Source organism: Aeromonas sp. sif0611 (genome assembly GCF_019218845.1).
Classification (GTDB): Bacteria; Pseudomonadota; Gammaproteobacteria; order Enterobacterales; family Aeromonadaceae; genus Aeromonas; species Aeromonas media.
Genome location: NZ_JAHUWU010000006.1, coordinates 46451 through 62687 on the forward strand (window position 1 = coordinate 46451; position 16237 = coordinate 62687).

The 16237-nt window shown below is 59.0% G+C and carries 18 protein-coding genes; 9 read left to right on the forward strand and 9 right to left on the reverse strand.

The genetic code is table 11. The features are described 5' to 3' along the window. The first annotated feature begins 144 nt into the window (after nt 1–144). Nucleotides 145–744 carry a hypothetical protein gene (locus tag KW824_RS14935; protein WP_218410208.1) on the forward strand — a complete coding sequence of 200 codons (600 nt, stop codon included), beginning with the start codon at nt 145–147 and terminating at the stop codon, nt 742–744. Nucleotides 745–1071: 327 nt separating this feature from the next. On the opposite strand, the gene KW824_RS14940 is transcribed toward KW824_RS14935, so the two are convergent. Further along, a complete protein-coding gene (locus KW824_RS14940; protein WP_218410209.1) occupies nt 1072–1470 on the reverse strand; it encodes a VOC family protein in 399 nt (132 codons plus the stop codon). Nucleotides 1471–1736: 266 nt separating this feature from the next. Continuing rightward, nucleotides 1737–2699 carry an alpha/beta fold hydrolase gene (locus KW824_RS14945; protein ID WP_218410210.1) on the reverse strand — a complete coding sequence of 321 codons (963 nt, stop codon included), beginning with the start codon at nt 2697–2699 and terminating at the stop codon, nt 1737–1739. A gap of 211 nt (nt 2700–2910) precedes the next feature. Here KW824_RS14945 and KW824_RS14950 point away from each other — a divergent pair, with 211 nt between their 5' ends. After that, complete coding sequence (locus KW824_RS14950) at nt 2911–3519, forward strand: TetR/AcrR family transcriptional regulator (protein ID WP_218410211.1); 609 nt, start codon at nt 2911–2913, stop codon at nt 3517–3519. A gap of 29 nt (nt 3520–3548) precedes the next feature. After that, entirely contained in the window at nt 3549–4730 is a 1182-nt protein-coding gene (locus KW824_RS14955) for an SGNH/GDSL hydrolase family protein (protein ID WP_218410212.1), read from the forward strand. 149 nt (nt 4731–4879) lie between these two features. Here the strand turns inward: KW824_RS14955 and KW824_RS14960 are convergent, their stop codons facing one another. Further along, nucleotides 4880–5071, reverse strand: a complete 192-nt coding sequence (locus tag KW824_RS14960; protein WP_256351396.1) for a VOC family protein — start codon at nt 5069–5071, stop codon at nt 4880–4882. 75 nt (nt 5072–5146) lie between these two features. Here KW824_RS14960 and KW824_RS14965 point away from each other — a divergent pair, with 75 nt between their 5' ends. Beyond that, nucleotides 5147–6061, forward strand: a complete 915-nt coding sequence (locus KW824_RS14965) for an AraC family transcriptional regulator (protein ID WP_218410213.1) — start codon at nt 5147–5149, stop codon at nt 6059–6061. A gap of 58 nt (nt 6062–6119) precedes the next feature. Here the strand turns inward: KW824_RS14965 and KW824_RS14970 are convergent, their stop codons facing one another. Together KW824_RS14970 and glnK are read right to left on the reverse strand one after the other, a co-directional pair. Next, entirely contained in the window at nt 6120–7361 is a 1242-nt protein-coding gene (locus KW824_RS14970; RefSeq protein WP_161506830.1) for an ammonium transporter, read from the reverse strand. A gap of 25 nt (nt 7362–7386) precedes the next feature. Next, complete coding sequence (glnK, locus tag KW824_RS14975) at nt 7387–7725, reverse strand: P-II family nitrogen regulator (protein ID WP_005328794.1); 339 nt, start codon at nt 7723–7725, stop codon at nt 7387–7389. Between the two features lie 403 nt (nt 7726–8128). Here glnK and KW824_RS14980 point away from each other — a divergent pair, with 403 nt between their 5' ends. Continuing rightward, entirely contained in the window at nt 8129–9130 is a 1002-nt protein-coding gene (locus KW824_RS14980; RefSeq protein WP_041206522.1) for a diguanylate cyclase domain-containing protein, read from the forward strand. A gap of 149 nt (nt 9131–9279) precedes the next feature. After that, nucleotides 9280–9693 (forward strand): hypothetical protein, encoded by a 414-nt coding sequence (locus KW824_RS14985; protein WP_005328788.1) that lies wholly within the window; start codon nt 9280–9282, stop codon nt 9691–9693. Between the two features lie 62 nt (nt 9694–9755). On the opposite strand, the gene KW824_RS14990 is transcribed toward KW824_RS14985, so the two are convergent. Together KW824_RS14990 and KW824_RS14995 are read right to left on the reverse strand one after the other, a co-directional pair. Further along, a complete protein-coding gene (locus KW824_RS14990) occupies nt 9756–11750 on the reverse strand; it encodes a methyl-accepting chemotaxis protein (protein ID WP_218410214.1) in 1995 nt (664 codons plus the stop codon). 221 nt (nt 11751–11971) lie between these two features. Next, nucleotides 11972–12328 (reverse strand): hypothetical protein, encoded by a 357-nt coding sequence (locus KW824_RS14995; protein ID WP_218410215.1) that lies wholly within the window; start codon nt 12326–12328, stop codon nt 11972–11974. A 200-nt stretch (nt 12329–12528) separates the two neighbouring features. Between KW824_RS14995 and KW824_RS15000 the strand changes: the two genes are divergently transcribed. Both KW824_RS15000 and KW824_RS15005 read left to right on the forward strand, forming a co-directional pair. Further along, the gene (locus tag KW824_RS15000; RefSeq protein WP_041207099.1) at nt 12529–13251 is read left to right on the forward strand and encodes a response regulator; all 723 of its coding nucleotides are present in this window, start codon (nt 12529–12531) and stop codon (nt 13249–13251) included. Between the two features lie 7 nt (nt 13252–13258). Then, entirely contained in the window at nt 13259–14644 is a 1386-nt protein-coding gene (locus KW824_RS15005) for an ATP-binding protein (protein WP_042648577.1), read from the forward strand. A 237-nt stretch (nt 14645–14881) separates the two neighbouring features. Here KW824_RS15005 and cspA read toward each other — a convergent pair whose 3' ends face one another. Together cspA and yjbD are read right to left on the reverse strand one after the other, a co-directional pair. Beyond that, nucleotides 14882–15094 (reverse strand): RNA chaperone/antiterminator CspA, encoded by a 213-nt coding sequence (cspA, locus tag KW824_RS15010; RefSeq protein WP_025328559.1) that lies wholly within the window; start codon nt 15092–15094, stop codon nt 14882–14884. Nucleotides 15095–15487: 393 nt separating this feature from the next. Then, complete coding sequence (yjbD, locus tag KW824_RS15015; protein WP_218410216.1) at nt 15488–15772, reverse strand: DUF3811 domain-containing protein; 285 nt, start codon at nt 15770–15772, stop codon at nt 15488–15490. A 340-nt stretch (nt 15773–16112) separates the two neighbouring features. Here yjbD and KW824_RS21020 point away from each other — a divergent pair, with 340 nt between their 5' ends. Beyond that, nucleotides 16113–16235 (forward strand): hypothetical protein, encoded by a 123-nt coding sequence (locus KW824_RS21020; protein WP_080675244.1) that lies wholly within the window; start codon nt 16113–16115, stop codon nt 16233–16235. Nucleotides 16236–16237: the final 2 nt, after the last annotated feature.

A 16237-nucleotide genomic window follows, 5' to 3' on the forward strand; every position in this document is an offset into this window, starting at 1 on the left:
TTACCGCTGTTTTACTTGGTGATTATAGAATGAATAACTATATGTAATAATTCTCGTTCATAATAAGATACTATCTTCTAGGCAAATAATTCTTTGTTCCGAGTGGGCGAAGATACATAGAGCTTTAATGTTATGGGTGATAGTATGAGAAAGAACAACATGGATGATTTTTTATTTAAGGAATATGACTCAGCACAAAACCTTACTTATCATGTAGATGATATGAGAAGCAAGTTAACTCAATTTTTTATTGCGTTGAGTAGTATTGCCTTGGCAACTGTATCAGTCATAGTGAAAAAAGATGTTGACCATGATTTTCTAGGAGTACCTTGGCTGTGGGTTTCTGTTGTTGCTTTATTAGTATGCGTAATGCTTGGTTTTTTATTTGTTCTTATAATTGCCAAGTTGCGACGCACTCAAATAGAACATTTCCATATAACCAGTAATATTAGAGAGTATTTTTTAGAGCAAAGTCCGGAGTCTGAAAAGCTTAAGAGCGTCGTAATGCTCTCTAAAAACACTATTCCTAAGCCAACCAGAAGCAGTGGTTCATATTATTGGGTGTTGTTAATAATAATGTTGGCATCATTTCTATTCTCTTCTGCTGTATTTTTAATAACATCACATTTCTCCTTTGATAAGATATTTCAGTTTTTCAGCATGTTATTTGGTTTTATTGTATTTGTTTATATACTAGATCAAGTTTACATGAGAAATGCTGCATTCATTTCTAAAGAGAGTTAACCGCTATTTAATGTTGATATCTTTATATCTCGGATGTTGGGCTTCGCAGGCTCAGCATCAACCTACCGATTGTGTAGGTTGTGGCTGAGCGTAGCCCAACGTTTACCGCGAACTCTTTTTTTCCTGCCCCTCATCCCCAACCCTTCTCCCGGAAGGGGAGAAGGGAGCAATGCCGTTACCTTCGTCCGATTACGCTTCGCTAATCGAACCTACGTGGCTGATGGTATTGCGGTGAACCGAACCTGTGTGGCGAGCGATCATATTCTGGATGCTGCTTTATCCCCTCTCCCGTTGGGAGAGGGTTAGGGTGAGGGAAGCTCTCAGGGATTAGATGGTCAGCTCCAGCCGGTTGCCTTCGGGATCCAGGAAGGTGCTCTCGTAATAGCCGTCACCGGTCCAGCGGGGGCCGTCCAGGTGTTTCACCTCGGCGCCCTTGAGCAGCTTGAGACGGGCTGTCATCTTGTCCACGGCCTCCACGCTGCCAAGGGAGAAGGCGAGATGGGCCAGCCCCTGCAATGGGTGCGGCAGGCCGAGATCTGCCGGAAACAGGATGGGGGTATGCATCAGCTCCAGGCTGGCGCCCCCCTCGAAGCGCACGAAGTAGGAGGAAAACTGTTTGGTCGGGTTGTGGTAGCGCTCATTGGCCTGCCCGCCAAACAGGGTGCAGTAGAATGCCTTGAGTGCCTCCAGATCCTGTGCCCAGATGGCGACGTGATGGATATGCATGGCTGGTCTCCTGTGACTTGATACCCCCAATGCTATGCCGGGGCCTGCCCCTTCGACATGGCTGAGCCCGTCCTGATGATGTCTGAAACTGCCAATCATCTTCAGTCGATTGCGGCGCAACCGAGATCGGGTGAGTGCCAAGAGCCAACTGCGCCACGCTGAGCCGGTGTGAAACCAAGGCTCGCTGGCCTGCTTATGTTGGGCATAAAGAAGAAGGCCCCCGAGTCGGGGGCCTGTCTTGATATCACCCGCAAATCAGCGCGGTCTTATTTTTTCAAAAACGGCAGCAATACCGTCATCAGCTGTTCCGGGCACTCCTCCGTCACGAAGTGACCGCATTCACCGAGCATGGCGCCCTGCAAATTCACCGCTCGTCCCTGCATCGTCTGCTGGGGTGCGTCACGGGTGGCATGATCCGCACCAATTGCCAGCACCGGCATCAGCAGTTTTTTCTCTGCCCGCTGTTTATTCTGTGCGATGGTCTGCGGAATCGCCCGGTAATACGCGAAGCCTGCCCGCAATCCGCCGGGGGAGGAATAAGCATCTATATAGGTTTGTGCTGCGACGCGATCACGACGATAGGACCAGTGGTCAAAAATAAAATTCAGATAGTCCCGCTCTTTGCCAGCCGTCAGCATTTCCGGCAAGTCCTGTACCTGATTAAACATAAAGTGCCAGAGGAAAATATTGTCCTGGGGATCGACAAAGATGGACGGTGCCGGCGCGAGGCCCGGAATAACCGCTTCGGTCAGTGCAATTTTCTTGATGTCTACGGGATAGTCACTGGCCAGGGCATAACCCACCCACATGCCGATGTCGTGACCGACAACCGAATATTGCTTATGACCGAGCTGATTCATCATATTGTGCAATGTGGTCGCCACAGCCCCGGTATCATAACCCGTGCTCGGTCGATCGGAATAACCGGTTCCCGGCGGATCAACCGCTATCGCCATATAGCCTTCGGCGGCGAGTCCGGTCATCACATGACGCCAGGCATACCAGGTTTGCGGCCAGCCCGGGATCAGCAACACGGGCTCCCCCTTTCCCGCCGTCACATAATGGATCTTCTGCCCCGCCACCTTGACATAGTGATGCTGAAAATCGGCCTCACTGACCTGCGCTGTTACTGACGTCACTGCCGGGCGTTGTGTATTTTCCGCGACCGCAGTGCCCTGCAATGTGAGCAGCATGACTGCCGCCAGAGATACTCTGAAGAATGCGTTCATACCCTTTCCGTTTGAATTATCTATAAAAAATCCCCGCAGAAGGCCATAGACAAGGCGTCTGCCAACCGGGATGGTGGCTATTGTTTGTCGATCAACAGCGAATAGGGTAAGAGGGCGCCTCAATCTTTGTCAATCACCAAAAAATAATTCTTTGTTAGTCGACAATGAACTGGTAGCCTTGGTCTGAAATGACAGATGCGGAGAGTGTGTTATGGCTGGCAGACCAAGAGAATTTGATCGTGAAGAGGCGTTGCGCATAGCAAAAGAGGTGTTCTGGCAGCGTGGCTATCAAGGGACTTCCCTGTCTGATCTGGTGGCTGCACTGGGGATTGCGTCTGCACGGATTTATGCCGCCTTCGGCTCAAAGGAAAATCTTTTCCGTGAGGCGATAGCGCTTTATCTGGCCGAAGAGGGGGCTTTTGCTGACGCCGCCCTGTCACAGCCGGACACCCGCCAGGCTGTCAGGCAACTGCTGGTGAACGCGGTCGAAGCCTACACCCGTGACGATAGGCCTCACGGCTGCATGGTGGTCCTGTCGCTGACCAACTATGGCCGTGATAACGAAGAGATCATGGCATGGCTGGCCGGTTACCGCCGGGAGCGGATAGAGGGCATCATTGAGCGCATCCGGCAGGGCGTTCAGTCCGGTGAACTGCCGGAAAACACCGATATACAGGGGCTCGGGGATTATGTGGCGACCGTGTTTCACGGGATCTCTATCCAGGCCCGGGATGGCGTCAGCCGGGCGCGTCTGCTGGCAATGACGGATATCGCCATGCAGGGTTTCGATGCCATGATGGCCCCGCCGGTCGCGCAATAAATCTGTTGTTTCTTTCAGGAGAATTTCTGATGTCATATTCAGTGTCTTCAGCCTCGCCAGTGCGCGACGGGTGGATATGCACCTGGCTTTCCAGCTCCCAGCCTGCATCGGGAGAGGCGTTTCCGTTTCCATCGGATATACCACCCATTCATGGGGATCAGACACTCCGGCAGTCACTGCGCATCAGCCTGGGCGGTCACAAGCTGCGGCTGATCTTTTCCAATCGTTATGGTGCCCAGCCGCTGGTCATAGGCGAGAGCCATATTTCCGTGCCTGATCTGTGCGGCGCAATGGCTGTCACCTTTAATGGGCAAGCCGGCGCGATAATTCCAGCGGGGGGCACGCTGTGCAGTGATGAAATTCCATTGGATATTCCCTCGTTATCGGTGATCACTCTGCGGACCTATCTGCCGGAGCCGATTCCGGTCAATACCTTCCACTGGGATGCCCGCCATTTCTCGTTGCTTGAACCGGGTAATCAGGCCGTCAGGGAAGAGGCCGGCGACGGTCAGAAAATCAGCTCCCGTTTGCTGGTTGAAAGCGTTCAGGTTCAGCCGGGCTCCGCGTGCCGCACTCTGGTCGTCATCGGTGATTCCATGGTGGATGGTAACGGCGTGGAGATGGACAGCTATGGCCGTTGGACAGATTTTTTGGCAGAGCGCCTTGTTGCCGACAATATTGCGGTGGTGAATGCCGGGCAGTCGGGTTCCCGGTTGCTGAAAGACGGCGTCGGCATCGCCACCTTGTCGCGTTTCGAGCGTGATGTGCTTGAGCAGCCCGGTGTCACCGGCTGTATCGTGCAGGTCGGGCTGAATGATATCGGGTTGGCGGGCACGGCACTGGATCCGGATAGTCCGGTGCCGGCGGCAACGGTGCTGATCAACGGCTATCGACAATTGCTGAAGAGGGCGCGGGAATACCATATCCGTATGACAGGCGTCACCCTGGTGCCGCTGCGGGGTACCGGTGAGTATGGTATTGAGCGTTTTTATCAGCCAGAAAAAGAGGTTGTCCGGCAGGCGGTGAATCACTGGATGCGCACCAGCGGGGAATTTGATGCCGTGATTGACAGCGATCTGCTGGTGCGGGATCCGGAATGCATGTCGCGGCTCGGTGCGCACTATGATGTCGGGGATCACCTTCATCTCAATATTGAAGGACATCTGCGGGTCGCACGGTCAGTGCCGCTGGCCGTTATCCGGGCGGATTGACGGCTTTCCTGGCGGCCTCAAGCGCCCCGCCATGTTGTGGGGCGATTCATTCAACAATAACCCCTCATATCCATCGTCTGCCTCATGTGTATATATGCCGCTGCCCGGGAGCTGATCCGGGGATCGACGATCTGGCCAGGCAGTGACCTTCATCTCAACAGCGCGGCCAGTCGCTGGGGCTGTGCATCGGCTCCAGACTGGCCCCTCGAGGCGTACCAAGCAGGAGCTGAACGGCTTGGCTTGTGGCCGCGTCCATTGGCCTGCCCGCCAAACAGGGTGCAGTAGAATGCCTTGAGCGCCTCCAGATCCTGCGCCCAGATGGCGACGTGATGGATATGCATGGCTGGTCTCCTGTGACTTGATGCCCTTAATGCTATGCTGGGGCCTCTCCCTTCGACATGGCTGAGCCCGTCCTGATGATGTCTGAAACTGCCAACACCGATCTTGTCGATGTCTCCCCCGACTGCCGCGAGCAGATCTGTTGTGACAGCCTGCTGCCGGCCCTCGCACAGGAGCAGGTGTGGCTGGCGGGTTATTCCCGCCTCAAGACCCGCTACCGCATCGCGCGCCGCTTTGCCGATGTGCACTGCTTTCTGCTGACCCTGGGCGGCGAGGGGGAGGTGCAGGTGGGGGATCGCCGCGAGCGGTTGCTGGTCGGCGAGTGGGCGCTGATCCCGGCCGGGGAGCCGCTCTGCTACCAGCTTAGTGAGCAGTTGAGTGCGCAGGTGAACGAGCCGTTGGATCAGCCGTTGAACGAGACGGGTGAGTGGGAGCTGGTGTGGCTGCTGCTGCACAAGGATTCCCCCTGGGATGTCTTCGCCAACCACCCCAGGCTCGGTTGCACCTCCCAGCAGGGGACTCTGCTTCGCACCATTGAGAATCTCTATGCGGAGCAGGAGCGCCATCAGGATCCGCTGCTCAGTGCGCTGCTGGTGGAGCAGCTCGGTTTTTATCTGCGCCGCCTGCTGCAAAAGGGAGAGGGGCAGAGTCGCGGCGAGCGGCTGGCGCTGCGTCTCGAGTTGATGCTCAAAGAATCCCTGACCGAGTGCTGGGACATAGGGCGGATGGCCGACGCCCTGCACCTCTCCGAGCGCCAGCTCCATCGGCTTTGTCAGCAGCACTTTGCATTGGCCCCCATGGCCTTGCTGCAACGGCTGCGCTTGCAGCGGGCGGCACTCTTGCTGGCGAGCCGGGCCGACCCGGTGAAGCAGTTGGCCGAGCAGTGCGGCTTCAAGAACGAATACCACTTCTCCACCGCCTTCAAGCGCCAGCATGGGCTGGCGCCCAGTTACTATCGCCAGGCTCACCATCCCGCCTTCAAGGGGCGCTGAGGGCACCAAAAAAACGGGGCCCGAGGTGTCCCTCGGGCCCCGCAAGCAGATGGCGTGCTTAGATGCTGGATTTGATGCTGACGAACTCGGGGTAGGCATCGACACCGCACTCGTGCATGTCCACGCCCATCAGCTCTTCCTCTTCGCTGACCCGCAGACCCATGGTGGCCTTGAGCAGGCTCCAGACGACCAGAGAGACGACAAAGACCCAGCCGAAGATGGTGGCGGCACCGAGCAACTGGGCGCCGAAGGTGGCGCTCGCGTTGGAGAAGGGCACCACCATCAGGCCGAACAGGCCGCACACCCCGTGTACCGAGATGGCACCGACCGGATCATCGATCTTCAGGCGATCGAAGGCGACGATGGCGTAGACCACCAGGGCCCCGGCCAGGGCGCCGATCAGGCTGGCAAACAGCGGGCTGGGGGAGGCAGGGTCGGCGGTGATGGCGACCAGACCGCCGAGGGCGCCGTTGAGGATCATGGTGAGATCCGCCTTGCCCCAGGTGAGCTTGCTGACCAGCAGGGCGCCGACCACACCGGCGGCCGCGGCGGCGTTGGTGTTGACGAACACGGTGCCGATGGCGGTGGCGTCAGCGGCGCTGGAGAGCGCCAGCTGGGAGCCACCGTTGAAGCCGAACCAGCCCATCCAGAGGATCAGGGTGCCCAGGGTCGCCAGTGGCAGGTTGGAGCCGGGGATGGGATGGATCTCCCCTTGCTTACCATATTTACCGCGACGGGGGCCGAGCAACAGCACGGCGGCCAGGGCGGCGGCGGCACCCGCCAGGTGGACGATGCCGGAGCCCGCGAAGTCGGAGAAGCCCGCCTCTTTCAGGAAGCCGCCGCCCCAGCTCCAGTAGCCCTCGACGGGGTAGATGAAGCCGGTCATCACCACGCAGAACAGCAGGAAGGACCAGAGCTTCATCCGCTCGGCCACCGCCCCCGAGATGATGGAGGTGGCGGTGGCGACGAAGACCACCTGGAAGAAGAAGTCGGCGTGCAGGGAGTGGCCCGCGTCGTCCGCCTGGCTGCCCATCAGGCTGCCAACGCTCGGCAGCCAGCCGCCAGCGCCGTTGTCCACGTACATGATGTTGTAGCCAACCAGCAGGTACATGACGCAGGCGATGGCATAGAGCAGGATGTTCTTGGTCAGGATCTCGGTGGTGTTCTTGGCGCGGACCAGGCCCGCCTCCAGCATGGCGAACCCGGCGGCCATCCACATGACCAGCACGCCGGAGATCAGCAGGTAGAAGGTATCGAGCGCATAACGCAGCTCACTGACGGATGTGATCAACTCTTCCATGTCGTATTCCTCGGTTCCAGTCGTATCAAAGGGCGTCTGCGTCGGTCTCGCCGGTGCGGATCCGCACGGCTGCCTGCAGGTCGTAGACGAAGATCTTGCCGTCACCTATCTTGCCGGTGTGGGCGGCCTTGCTGATGGCGTCGATGATCTGCTCGACGTTGTCGGCCAGGGTGGCGATCTCCAGCTTTACCTTGGGCAGGAAATCCACCTGGTATTCGGCACCCCGATAGAGTTCGGTGTGCCCCTTCTGGCGGCCAAACCCCTTGACCTCCGAGACCGTCAGCCCCTCGACACCGAGATTGGCCATGGCTTCGCGAACGTCATCGAGTTTGAATGGCTTGATGATGGCGGTGATTAATTTCATGCAATATCCCCAATCCTTGGTGGCTCACTTAGACAAAAGGCAAATGTTGGGCCAATATTTTTCTCCAATTTATTCAATGTCTTATTCATTTTGTGTCCGGAGGTGGGACGAGAGACGCCCAATTTTGGCAGGGCTGCGCCAAGGGTGCGCACCGCTTTGGTGCATGCGGCGAACAAACAAAAGAGGGTCGGCTTGACGGCGCTCAAGACCTGCGAAGAGCCCGGCTGCTACTGTTATTCAGGGGAGCTCGGGAGTGGCCGATAACCTTGTCATGACAGGGTGTGAAAGCCGTACACCGCCATCGGCGACTCCCGGCAGGCCAGGCGCATGTTTCAGTGATGTTCAACAATCGGATGTGAGTCACCGCGCAGTGACGCGGGGTAGCAGAACAAGGATGGTTCCCATGCTGCAGGACAATGACACGATCAGGATCTCGGATCTCAATGACGCCGCCGTACGCGGCATTCTGGAGGTCATCAGCGACGGGGTCTGGGACTGGAATGCCAACACCGGTTTCGTCTATCGCAACCCGGGCTGGTATCAGATGCTGGGCTATGAGCCGCATTCTCTCAACAATACGGTGTTCACCTGGGAGAACGTCATCCATCCGGACGATCTGGCGCGGGTGATGGCTTGTTTCGACGCCTATCTGAGCGGGGTGGCCCCTGACTACCGGGTCGAGTACCGCTGCCGCTGCCGCAACGGGGACTTCATCTGGATAGAGGATCGTGGCCGCATCATAGCGCGCAATCCGGATGGATCCGTGGCCAGGATGATAGGGGCGCATCGGGATATCCATGCCCAGCGTGAGCTCTATGCCCGGCTGGAGCTGCACAATCGCTCCCTGGAGCAGCAGGTGGCGGAGCGCACCGCCGAGCTGGAGCGGCTCAATCTTGCGCTGCAGCACCAGGTTGAGGAGAACCGTCGCCTGGCGGAGACGGACTCCCTGACCGGCGCCGCCAGCCGCTATCGGCTGGAGCAGGCCGTCCGGCTGGAATATGAGCGTGCCCGGCGTTTCAAGGAGCCCTTCGCCGTGATCGCCATGGATGTGGATGACTTCAAGCAGATCAACGATCGCCATGGCCACGGGGTGGGGGATCAGACCCTGATCGACATAGTGCGTCTGACGCGAGGCTCCATCCGCGAGATCGATCTGCTGGCCCGTTGGGGCGGAGACGAGTTCATGCTGGTGCTGCCCAATACCCGTCTGCCGGAGGCCCAGGTGGTTGCCGAAAAGTTGCGACAGCGATTGGGCTACGCCAGGGTCAAGGGGGTGGAGCCCATCACCCTGAGCTTCGGCCTGGTGGAGTCCATGCCGGATGAGCCCCTGAATCAGCTGATGGCGAGGGTGGACAGGGCGCTCTATCGAGCCAAGCTGGCGGGCAAGGATCAGCTCTGCGGCTAGGCCAGCCCGATATCCGTTCCCGACCACCATCTTCACCCAAGGGGATTGCCCCTTGCCCCCCGAATGAGGCTTGACCTTGGGATCACCTTGACTCCAGTCAAGCTCACTGGTCTGATGCGCGCTCTTTCATTCCTGTGAGATGTATCTTAATGAAAAAGTGCCTCCTGATTGCCCTGACCGCCCTGCCTCTGGTTGCCCAGGCCGGCCTGATGGACTCCCTGACCGACTCCGTGACCAGCAGCGTCACCAGCACCGCCAAAGAGATGGCCGGTACTGCCATGGACAGCGCCTCCAACGAAGCGATCAAAAAGGCTCTGGATATCAAGGAAGGCGGCTCCAACAAGCAGGCCATCAAGGACAAGCTGGGCGCCCCGGCCAGCACCAAGACCGACGCCGGTCTGGAAGTGTGGACCTATGATCTGGGCGCCCTGAACAAGGCTTCCCCGCTGCTGGCCGAGACCACCAAGTCCCTGCTGAAGGATTCCGAAGTGGCCCAGAAAGACGTGGTCATCAAGTTCGAAGGCGAGACCGTCAAGACCCTGAACCTGGCCAACAAGGCCTGAGTCCCGGCGAAGTGAATGAGAAAGGGGCCCGCGGGCCCCTTTTTGCTGGCTGACGTTCACCATCACACCTTGAAGCGGCGCACCAGGGCCAGCAACTGGCGGTTGGAGCCGAGCAGGGTGGCGGCGCTCTGCTCGGTCTGGCTGCCGTTTTGCACCAGCAGGCTCAGCATGTCGCGAATGCTCACCATGTTGCGGTTGATCTCCTCGGTCACCCGGCTCTGCTCTTCGGCGGCGGTGGCTATCTGGCTGCTGAGATCGTGGATCTGCACCACGGAGTCGGCCATGCTGTCGAGCCCGCCGGTGACCTGACCCGTGGTGTCGGCTGCGGCCTGACAACTGCGCTTGGTCTGCTCCATGGCGACCACGGCCTCTGCCACCCCCTGGGTAAGACGTGACAGCATGCTGCCCACCTCGGCGGTGCTGTTCTGGGTACGGGCCGCCAGGGCGCGCACCTCGTCGGCCACCACGGCAAAGCCACGTCCCTGCTCCCCGGCCCGCGCCGCCTCGATGGCGGCATTGAGCGCCAGCAGGTTGGTCTGGGCGGCGATGCCGCCGATCACTCCGAGTACGCTGCCAATCTGTTTGGCATCCTCCTGCATCTCCAGCACCTTGGCGGCGGCGAGATCCACCTCGTCGATCAGGGCCACCACGCTGGCGGAGGCCGATCCCACCACCTTGCGTGAATTGGCAGCCTGGCCATTGGCAGCCTCGGTGAAGCTCGCCGAGTCGCTGGCGTGCTGGGCCACGCTGTCGGCGGTGGAACTGAGCTCGGTGAGGGCGGTGACCACCTGATCCGTCTCGCTGGCGTGTTCCCCCAGGATCCGTCTGGCCTGACCGGTCTGCTGATCGAGCTGCGCCAGCTCACGGGTGATGAGGTCGGTGGCATCGGTCACCTGCACCATCATCTGCTGCAGGTAGGCGATGAAACGGTTCACCGACAGGGCGATGTTGTCCAGCTCGTCATGGCCCTTCACCTGGATGCGGGCGGTCAGGTCGGCATCGCCGGCACTGAGGGCATCGATGTTGAGCTTGAGGGTCTGCAGCCGGCTGCCGAGCTGGCTGATGGCCAGCACCATGAGCACGAACAGCAGCCCCACCAGGGGCAGCTGGATACTGGCCAGGGTGGCGAGCACGTCCCGGCTGTCCTGGGTCAGGATGCTGGTCGGCAGTGCGGTGGCGAGCAGCCAGGGGGTGCCTTCAATGGCCTGCATCAGCAGTGTCTGCTCCTCCCCTTGATCCTGGAAGGTGGTGCGCAGCAGCCCCTTGCTAGCGTCCTGGCCGAGCAGGCCGGCGATGGCCCCGGCGAAGGGGTAGTCGGCGTGGGCGGAGAGGTTGCCGAGCACCACATCGCCGCCGAGGCGGGCGTTCTTGCTCAGGATCTTGCCGTCAGCCTCGACGATCATCACCTGGCCACCGATCTCCTGCTCCTTCCTGGCCACCAGATCGTTGAAGAACCCCAGGGTCACGTCTATGGTCGATACCCCGTACAGGGCGCCGTCCTTGTAGATCCCCATGGCGCAGTTGGTCCTCGGCTGCTGACTGGCGCCATCCTTGTAGGCTGCGGCCCAGACGCACATGCCGCGAGGAGCCTGCTGCCCCGCCTTGTGCCAGGGTTGCTCGAAGTAGTTCGGCGCCTCGGCCGAGTTCCAGTAGGTATTGGGGATGAGCGCGTTGGCCGCGTCCCTGTGATAGAAGGTGCTGAACTTGGCGCGGCCCGCCTCCCGCTTGTTCGGCAGGGGCCAAATGCCGCCGCCGAAGACCATGGCGTTGCCGTATTGATCGATGAGGGCAGGCAGCAGGGTGTCTATCTGCTCGCTCGGCAGCTGGGCCACCAGCTGGGTGATGCTGCGGGACTGGCTCTGCACCCCGTTGAGCTGATCGCGGATGTCGGTGGCTATCTCGCTGACCCGCATCGCCACATTCTGCTCACCGGCCTTCTGCAGCGCCGGCTTGATCCAGAGCTGGATGCCGATCACCGTCAGGGCGCACACCAGCGCCATGAATCCCACGAAGACGGCGGTATAACGCCCCTTGATTGTGCCCAGATTCCATCCCATAACGACTCCTGTCCACTGTTGTCGGGGCCTTGCCCGATCCTGTTGTTTGAGTCGCCATTATTAGCTATTTCGAACATAAAACGTTTGTTATCGCTCACATAACCCGGAGCAGATGAGAAGGGAAATGACGGGTGCCAGGGGCGAATCGCAGAGGGTGGCAGGCCGAGCGGGAGACACAAAAAAGGGTGGCCGAGGCCACCCTGTTGCGGGTCTAGAAGCTTTTACTGGTGCGCCTCGGCGAACTGTTTCATCGCTTCGGCATGCTTGGTCATGCCGTCGGCACGCAAGCCAAGGTTCTTCACGAATTCGGCCTTCTTGGCCGGGTCTTCAATCTTGTCATAGCGCTGTTGCAGGTGGGCCTGGATCTGCTCCGGGGTCATGTTCTGCATGCGGGCCATCTTGTCGTGGCGGCCGCTGTGGTGCTTGCCGCCCATCATGCCGGAGCCGTCCATGGGGCAACCGGCCGCCATGGCCTGGGTCGGCTGGGCGGTGGAGACGGCTTCGCTGGCGGCATAGGCGCCGAGCGGCAGGCCGAGGATCAGGGTGGCGGTCAGCAGGGTCTTGGTCAGGTTTTTCATGGGTCACTCCTGTCTAATTGGTACGGGTACAGGCTGTTTCGCCTTGGTACCCAGTAAATACCGTGGAAGTGTCTGAACTTTGCCAGTACCGGACTATTTTGTAGCAGAGTGTGGCATCTTGGTGCTCTGGCACACTTTGACACAACCCGCCCGGTTGATTTTCGTATAATCGCTCCAGCTCGATAACGGGAGAGACGATGATGAACCAAGGCAGCCCTCATATTCTGGTGGTCGACGACCACAGTGAGATCCGCGATCTGCTCAAGCGCTTTCTGGAGCAACACGGCATGCGCGTCAGCTGTGCCCGTGATGGCAAGGAGATGAAGCGGCTGCTGGACGAGCGGGAGTTCGATCTGCTGGTGCTGGATCTGATGATGCCGGGGGAGGATGGCCTCACCCTGTGCCGCGAGCTCAGAGTGAAGTCCCGCCTGCCCATCATCATGCTCACCGCCATGGGGGAGGAGACGGATCGCATCATAGGGCTGGAGATGGGGGCCGATGACTACCTCGCCAAGCCGTTCAATCCCAGGGAGCTGCTGGCCAGAATCAAGGCGGTGATGCGTCGAACCCAGGCCGAGATCCAGCCCGTGCCCGAGACTCTGACCCGGGATCTGCGCTTCGATCGCTGGTTGCTCGACATCAATCGCCGCGAACTGGTGGACGAGGAGGGGGTGGGGATGAGCCTCTCCACCGCCGAATTCGATCTGCTCAAGGTGTTTCTGGAGCGCCCCCAGCGAGTACTGAGCCGGGATCAGTTGCTGGATCTGGCCCGCGGCCGGGAGGCCGTGGCCTTCGATCGTGCCATCGATACCCTGGTGAGCCGGCTGCGGCGCAAGCTGGAGCGGGATCCCAAGAACCCCGAGCTCATCAAGACCATCTGGGGCGGCGGTTATCTGTTCGCCGCAGACGTGACTCAGGAGTGAGGCCAGCATGATCAAAGGTTTCTTCGCCAGGCTGCTGCCCAAGGGGCTGACCGGCCAGATAGTGCTGGTGGCACTGGCGGGACTGGTGTTGATCCAGTTGCTCAGCATCCAGATCTACCGCTCGGACCGGGAGGAGGCCCTCGGCTACGTCAACAGTCGCAACGCCATGCAGCGGATCATCTCCGTGGTGCGGTTGCTCTCCCTCTCGCCCCCCTCCCTCTATCACGAGATCCTCAAGGCGAGCCGTAGCGAGACCCTGCTGCTGCGCCTCGCCGACGAGCCGCTGCAACCGGACAACCGCAGCCCCCGTTTCGAGAAGCTGGTGCGCGCCAAGCTCGGGTATCCGTCGTCCCTGTCGGTGGAGATCAGCGCCGAGCTGAAGCAGGACATCCAGCGCAGCCGGGCCTGGCAGCACCACAACCGCATGATGAAGGATCGCAATGGCATGCCGCCCCCCCAGGACATGCGGCTCTATGGCTCCATCCAGTTGCCCAACGGCGGCTGGCTGCAGTTCAGCTCCCTGGTGGACAAGGAGTCGGCGAGCTGGTCATGGCAGACCACCCTCAACCTGCTGCTGGTGGCAAGCCTGGTGATCGGCCTGATGATCTGGCTGTTCCGCCGTGCGACCTTGCCCCTCAAACAGCTGGCTGCCAATGCGGACAGGCTGGGGCGCGGCGAGAACATCGAACCCCTGCGCGAAGAGGGGCCCACCGAGATCCGTGAGTCCATTCAGGCCTTCAACCGCATGCACACCCGACTCGATCGCTTCGTGCAGGACAGGACCCGCATGCTGGCCGCCATCTCCCACGACCTGCGCACTCCCATCACCAGCCTGCGGCTGCGCAGCGAGTTTCTGGCGGACGGCGAGGACAAGGATCGCTTCCAGCAGACCCTGCAACAGATGGAGCAGATGCTGGCGGCGACCCTGAGCTTCGCCCGGGAGGAAGGGCAGCAGGAGGCGACCCGGGAGCTGGACCTGGTCAGCCTGCTGGAGAGCCTGTGCGACGACTATGCCGACATGGGGCAACCCGTCACCTGCCTGGCCGAGGGCAAGCAGGTCTATGCCTGTCGTGCCAATACTTTGCGCCGGGTGCTGCAAAACCTTATCGGCAACGCCATCAAATACGCTGGGGGCGCCGAGGTGTCACTGGTGCGCACCGAATCCGAGCTGCTGATCCTGGTCTGCGATCGGGGGCCCGGCATCGCCGAGGGCCAGCTGGAGGAGGTATTCAAACCCTTCGTGCGCCTCGATGAGGCCCGCAACACCGAATCGGGCAGTGTGGGGCTGGGGCTCGCCATCGCCCGGACCCTGGTGCACCAGCACGGCGGGGAGCTCAGCCTCCACAATCGCCCCGAGGGTGGCCTGGAGGCGAGGATCAGCCTGCCGTTGTGAGGACGCTCGCATTCATCCATCAGTAACGAGGGCGCCATGTTGGCGCCCTCGTTGTATCCGGTGGTGTTTACAGGGTGCTCGCGACTGTGGGACGACGGTGAGGTGGGATCTGGTAGTGGATTGAGAGAGGCGAAAGGTAGAGAGGTAAAAAGCAGGCAACAAAAAACCCGCCTAGGCGGGTTTTTTCAATTCTTGCAGAAGGACTTTCCGGTTGACGAAAAGGCTTCCTGGCTTGAATTACAGACCAACTACGTTGGCAGCAGCCGGGCCTTTCTGGCCTTGCTCGATGGTGAACTCAACGCGCTGACCTTCGTCCAGGGTTTTGAAGCTGGTGGACTGGATAGCGGAGAAGTGTACGAACACGTCTTTGCCACCGTCAGCCGGGGAGATGAAGCCAAAACCTTTCTCAGCGTTGAAGAACTTTACGGTACCAGTCATTTTGTTAGACATAATAATTTCCTTGAATAGTGATGTTGAAACGCTACGTTTGTAGCAATCCATGATTTTTCGTCAGCAATACGTATGGGGAGCACTAAAGAAGGAGAATTATTTGGCGAGAATCATCTGGGACAACTCTATGCACAAATCACTGCTTTAAAATGACTGCCTAACATAATCAGGTCTGAACTACCGAACCATCGAAATCGATTAGAACACGCTCACTCCGTCATGGCAATCTTTATCTTGGTATTAATTCCGGCCCGACGAGGATGCGTTAGCGTTTTATTTTGATAAAATCGTTTTATACCAGAAGGTTATCTATCAATTTCCGGTATGGGAAAGGGCAGTATGCAGGCTCATGTCCGGGTGACAGCACAAGCATCCGGACATGGGAGGCGGAAATTATCGCTTGCTGCGATATTTGTTGCTGACGGAATCCGCCCAGTTGAAGGTTTCAGGTAGCACCTGATTCTTGGCTCGTTCCTTGGCCTTCTCCCGTGCCAGTGCGGAGGCCGCCTTGGCTGCCTTGGCGCGATCCTCTGAGATTTTCAGGCGTCCCTCTTCACGGATCTTGTTGCGTTCCCCGTTGGTCAGGGTGTGATCGGCATTGGCCTGGGCCTTCTGCAGCAACAGGGTGATCTCGGCTTTTTCGGCCTCGGTAAGATCTTTCATTTCCAGCTTTTTCATGGCGCACTCCTGCGGCAGGTGATGGTCCACCCTAACACACTCCGGAAGCCGACTCTTATGTAATCGTCCTCTTGACCCCAAAAGGGCAACTTGAGTGCGTTTTCTTGCCGGTTGTCGCTCAGATACGAGCCGGTTATTGCGGTTTGTCGGGACGTGGATGACGAGGCCCGCGCCCTGCGTGACACTGCCGTCCAGTGAGGCTGGATCCCGATGGAGGGTGGGGGTATGCTGGTGCCAGTGCGATCCTCGATCGTCACTGCTAGCGTACTGTGATCTATGATTCGGATGACATGCTGGAATCTCATTCCAACTGTCCTGGTAACATTTTTGGAGTCTGATGATGAGCAACAAAGAACAGCATCACGGCAAAGATGCCAAGAAAAAACCGCAGATGTCACTGAAAGAGAAGCGCGAGGCCAAACGGCAGAAAGCCGACCTGAAAAATGGCGGCGCGATGAAGTAACG

What these genes read in the sequence shown, in the direction of transcription:
- KW824_RS14935 (WP_218410208.1), top strand. Translation starts at nt 145, where the DNA reads ATGAGAAAGAACAACATGGATGATTTTTTATTTAAGGAATATGACTCA.
- KW824_RS14940 (WP_218410209.1), bottom strand. Translation starts at nt 1,470, where the DNA reads ATGCATATCCATCACGTCGCCATCTGGGCACAGGATCTGGAGGCACTC.
- KW824_RS14945 (WP_218410210.1), bottom strand. Translation starts at nt 2,699, where the DNA reads ATGAACGCATTCTTCAGAGTATCTCTGGCGGCAGTCATGCTGCTCACA.
- KW824_RS14950 (WP_218410211.1), top strand. Translation starts at nt 2,911, where the DNA reads ATGGCTGGCAGACCAAGAGAATTTGATCGTGAAGAGGCGTTGCGCATA.
- KW824_RS14955 (WP_218410212.1), top strand. Translation starts at nt 3,549, where the DNA reads ATGTCATATTCAGTGTCTTCAGCCTCGCCAGTGCGCGACGGGTGGATA.
- KW824_RS14960 (WP_256351396.1), bottom strand. Translation starts at nt 5,071, where the DNA reads ATGCATATCCATCACGTCGCCATCTGGGCGCAGGATCTGGAGGCGCTC.
- KW824_RS14965 (WP_218410213.1), top strand. Translation starts at nt 5,147, where the DNA reads ATGATGTCTGAAACTGCCAACACCGATCTTGTCGATGTCTCCCCCGAC.
- KW824_RS14970 (WP_161506830.1), bottom strand. Translation starts at nt 7,361, where the DNA reads ATGGAAGAGTTGATCACATCCGTCAGTGAGCTGCGTTATGCGCTCGAT.
- glnK (WP_005328794.1), bottom strand. Translation starts at nt 7,725, where the DNA reads ATGAAATTAATCACCGCCATCATCAAGCCATTCAAACTCGATGACGTT.
- KW824_RS14980 (WP_041206522.1), top strand. Translation starts at nt 8,129, where the DNA reads ATGCTGCAGGACAATGACACGATCAGGATCTCGGATCTCAATGACGCC.
- KW824_RS14985 (WP_005328788.1), top strand. Translation starts at nt 9,280, where the DNA reads ATGAAAAAGTGCCTCCTGATTGCCCTGACCGCCCTGCCTCTGGTTGCC.
- KW824_RS14990 (WP_218410214.1), bottom strand. Translation starts at nt 11,750, where the DNA reads ATGGGATGGAATCTGGGCACAATCAAGGGGCGTTATACCGCCGTCTTC.
- KW824_RS14995 (WP_218410215.1), bottom strand. Translation starts at nt 12,328, where the DNA reads ATGAAAAACCTGACCAAGACCCTGCTGACCGCCACCCTGATCCTCGGC.
- KW824_RS15000 (WP_041207099.1), top strand. Translation starts at nt 12,529, where the DNA reads ATGAACCAAGGCAGCCCTCATATTCTGGTGGTCGACGACCACAGTGAG.
- KW824_RS15005 (WP_042648577.1), top strand. Translation starts at nt 13,259, where the DNA reads ATGATCAAAGGTTTCTTCGCCAGGCTGCTGCCCAAGGGGCTGACCGGC.
- cspA (WP_025328559.1), bottom strand. Translation starts at nt 15,094, where the DNA reads ATGTCTAACAAAATGACTGGTACCGTAAAGTTCTTCAACGCTGAGAAA.
- yjbD (WP_218410216.1), bottom strand. Translation starts at nt 15,772, where the DNA reads ATGAAAAAGCTGGAAATGAAAGATCTTACCGAGGCCGAAAAAGCCGAG.
- KW824_RS21020 (WP_080675244.1), top strand. Translation starts at nt 16,113, where the DNA reads ATGAGCAACAAAGAACAGCATCACGGCAAAGATGCCAAGAAAAAACCG.